At 65.5% G+C, this 3,036-nt stretch carries 3 protein-coding genes and 2 pseudogenes; 1 reads left to right on the forward strand and 4 read right to left on the reverse strand.

Going from position 1 to position 3,036, the window contains the following annotated elements; genetic code table 11:
• Positions 1 to 132: 132 nt before the first annotated feature.
• Positions 133 to 365: pseudogene (locus JCM19049_RS10600) on the forward strand (exodeoxyribonuclease VII small subunit).
• Positions 366 to 477: 112 nt separating this feature from the next.
• Here the strand turns inward: JCM19049_RS10600 and JCM19049_RS10605 are convergent.
• The 4 genes and pseudogenes from JCM19049_RS10605 to JCM19049_RS10620 form a co-directional block, all read right to left on the reverse strand.
• Positions 478 to 1,125: a PPK2 family polyphosphate kinase gene (locus JCM19049_RS10605; RefSeq protein WP_054821575.1), complete on the reverse strand. Its 648-nt coding sequence runs from the start codon at positions 1,123 to 1,125 to the stop codon at positions 478 to 480.
• On the reverse strand, positions 1,116 to 1,346 hold the full coding sequence (locus tag JCM19049_RS10610) for a hypothetical protein (RefSeq protein WP_054821576.1): 231 nt from the start codon (positions 1,344 to 1,346) through the stop codon (positions 1,116 to 1,118). The genes JCM19049_RS10605 and JCM19049_RS10610 overlap by 10 nt, the downstream gene beginning before the upstream one ends.
• A gap of 25 nt (positions 1,347 to 1,371) precedes the next feature.
• Positions 1,372 to 2,590 (reverse strand): annotated as a pseudogene (locus JCM19049_RS10615) (pyridoxal phosphate-dependent aminotransferase).
• Between the two features lie 85 nt (positions 2,591 to 2,675).
• Complete coding sequence (locus JCM19049_RS10620) at positions 2,676 to 2,933, reverse strand: hypothetical protein (protein ID WP_279402964.1); 258 nt, start codon at positions 2,931 to 2,933, stop codon at positions 2,676 to 2,678.
• Between the last annotated feature and the right edge of the window lie 103 nt (positions 2,934 to 3,036).

Consider the following 3,036-nt stretch of genomic DNA (forward strand, 5'->3'; position numbering starts at 1 on the left):
GGTGCGCGTCGCCGCCGGCCGGTTCGACGCCCAGGTGCGCGATGTCCACCCGGAACCTCGTGAGGCATAGTCCCGCCCGACGTCGCCCCATGTGAAACTTCCCAGACGCCCGTGAATGACAAGGATATGAAAATGACCCAGCAGCTCCCCGAAGACATCGTCCAGCTCAGCTACGAACAGGCCCGCGAGGAACTGGTCTCGGTGGTCAACCAGTTGGAGACCGGCGGCGCCAGCTGGAGCAGTCCCTGAAGCTGTGGGAGCGCGGTGAGGCGCTGGCCCTGCACTGCGAGAACTGGCTCAATGGCGTTTCCCAGCGCCTGGAGCAGGCGCGGCAGCGGGTTGAGGACATGGAGGACGAGGACTAGGTTCCCCACCCACCAACCTGCGCGCTGCTCCGGGGCACACGACCACCCCGCTGCCCGGCCGGGCAGAGCCAGCCTGGGGGCGCGGATCCGCACTCCGGCGGCAGCCTGCTGGCTAGTGCGCCGCTTCCAGCCGCGACCGCTGTGCGGCGACATCGTAGGTGGCCTGTGGCCACTGCGGGTTGATCTCCCCCAGCACCTGCTGCAGCAGTTTGGCCACGCACCACCGGGCGGCCCACTTGTGGTCGGCCGGAACCACATACCATGGAGCCGCCTTGGTGTTGGTCCGGCTGATGGCGATCTCGTAGGCGCTCTGGTATTCGTCCCACAGCAGGCGGTCATCCACGTCCCCGGTGGCGAACTTCCAGTGCTTGGTTGGGTCATCCAGGCGGGCCATCAGCCGCTGGTACTGCTCCTCCCGGCTCAGGTGCAGGAACACCTTCAGCACCCGGGTGCCCTGGTTCACCAGGCGCTGTTCAAAGTCATTGATCCGCCCGTAGCGGGATTCGACTTCCTCGGCGGTGCTCAGCTTCCGCACCCGGTGAACCAGCACATCCTCATAGTGTGAACGGTCGAAGACACCAATCATCCCGGCCTGCGGCACCTGGCGTTCAATGCGCCACAGGAAGTCGTGGGCCCGTTCCTCCGGGGTCGGGGCCTTGAAGGAGTGGTGGGAGACGCCCTGCGGGTCCACCAGTCCCAGCACGTGGCGGACGATGCCGCCCTTGCCGGAGGTGTCCATCCCCTGCAGGATCAGCAGCACCGAATCCTTTGAGCCGCCGGCGATGGCCGAGGCGAACAGTTTTCCTGATCATCGGAGAGCTGCTCGCCCAGGTGCTCCAGGGCCTTCTTCCCCTCGGCCTTGGATTGTGGTGCCTGCACCGGCCACCAGTGCGGCAGGCCGGTCTGGCGCTCGGCCAGGCGCGGCTCGCCGCCAACCCGCATCCCCAGGATCAGGTCACTGTTTTCGACGTTGCCGTTCATGGTTGCACCACTTCCAGGTAGTTGGTCAGGCGTGGGAACGCCAGTCTGCCAAGAATTCCCCGATGCGCCCCACCGCGTCCTGCAGGTCGCGGACCGAGGGCAGGGTAACGAGCCGGAAATGGTCCGGGCGCACCCAGTTGAAGGCGGTTCCCTGGGTCACCAGAATCTTTTGGGCCTTGAGCAGTTCCAGGGCGAAGGTTTCGTCGTTGTGGATCGGATACACCTGCGGATCCAGCTTCGGGAACATGTACAGGGCGCCCTTGGCCTTCTGCACCGAAACACCGGGGATCGCGGTCAGCAGGTCGTAGGCCGCATCACGTTGTTCGCGCAGCCGGCCGCCGGGCAGGATCAGGTCATTGATGGACTGGTACCCGCCCAGCGCGGTCTGGATGGCGTGCTGGGCCGGAACATTGGCGCACAGGCGCATGTTGGTCAGCAGGTTGATGCCCTCAATGTAGTCCCGCGCCTGCTGCTTCGGCCCGGAGATGGCCATCCACCCGGAGCGGAAACCGCACACCCGGTAGGCCTTGGAGAGCCCCGAGAAGGTCAAAACAAGTACGTCGTCGGCCAGGGAGGCCGTGTTCACGTGCACTGCCTCGTCGTAGAGGATCTTTTCGTAGATCTCATCCGAGAAGACGACCAGGTTGTGCCGGCGGGCCAGCTCCAGGATCGCCTCGAGCGTCTGCTTCGGGTACACCGCCCCGGTGGGGTTGTTCGGGTTGATGATCACGATGCCCTTGGTGCGGGCGGTGATCTTCGATTCCATGTCCTCGATGTCCGGCAGCCAGCCCTCGGACTCGTCATTGAGGTAGTGCACCGGGGTGCCCCCGGCCAGGGACACCGAGGCGGTCCACAACGGATAGTCGGGGGCCGGGATCAGGATCTCGTCCCCGTTGTTCAGCAGCGCGTTCAGGCTCAGGGTGATCAGCTCGGACACCCCGTTGCCCAGGTACACGTCATCCACGCCAATGGTCTGGATGCCGCGGGTCTGGTAGTACTGGGACACCGCGGTGCGCGCTGAGAGGATGCCACGGGAATCCGAGTAGCCCTGGGCGTTGGGCAGGTTGCGGATCATGTCCACCAGGATCGCGTCGGGGGCTTCAAAACCAAACGGGGCCGGGTTGCCGATGTTCAGCTTCAGGATGCGGTGCCTTCGGCTCCATCCGCTGGGCGTGCTCAAGCAGCGGTCCACGAATGTCGTATAGGACGTTGTGAAGCTTGGTGGACTGCTTGAATTCCGGCATGTTCCCTACTTTCTCACGCCGCAACGGTGCAAGTCTCGCGGCGCGTAATTCCATTTCAAACTTTTTTGGGCACCGGCCCGGGCGGCTACTGGGAGAGCCACTGCCAGCGTTCAGCGACGTCCTCGGCGCTGGCCGGCTCGGTGCCGTGGGCCATGCGCGACACGGCGGTGAGCGTATCCTCATCCAGCTTCGCGGTCACCTCATTGATGGCGCGGGCCGCGCCCTCGTCCACGTCCGCATCGCCCAGGGCGAGGACCGGTTCGCTGTCAAACAGCGCCTCGGTGCCGGCTACGGCCACAAAGCCCTCGTCCGCGATCAGCGCGTCGGCCTGCGAAAGCACCACCCCGTCCACCTCGCGTTGCGCAACATGCCAGGCAGGCGGTCCGCGGTGGTGGCCTCCACCTTGGCGGCGGAGCAGTTGGCCCCATCCAGCCCCTCGCGCCAGC

The sequence above is a fragment of the Arthrobacter sp. JCM 19049 genome (assembly GCF_001310435.1).

What these genes read in the sequence shown, in the direction of transcription:
- JCM19049_RS10610 (WP_054821576.1), bottom strand. Translation starts at nt 1,346, where the DNA reads ATGAACGGCAACGTCGAAAACAGTGACCTGATCCTGGGGATGCGGGTT.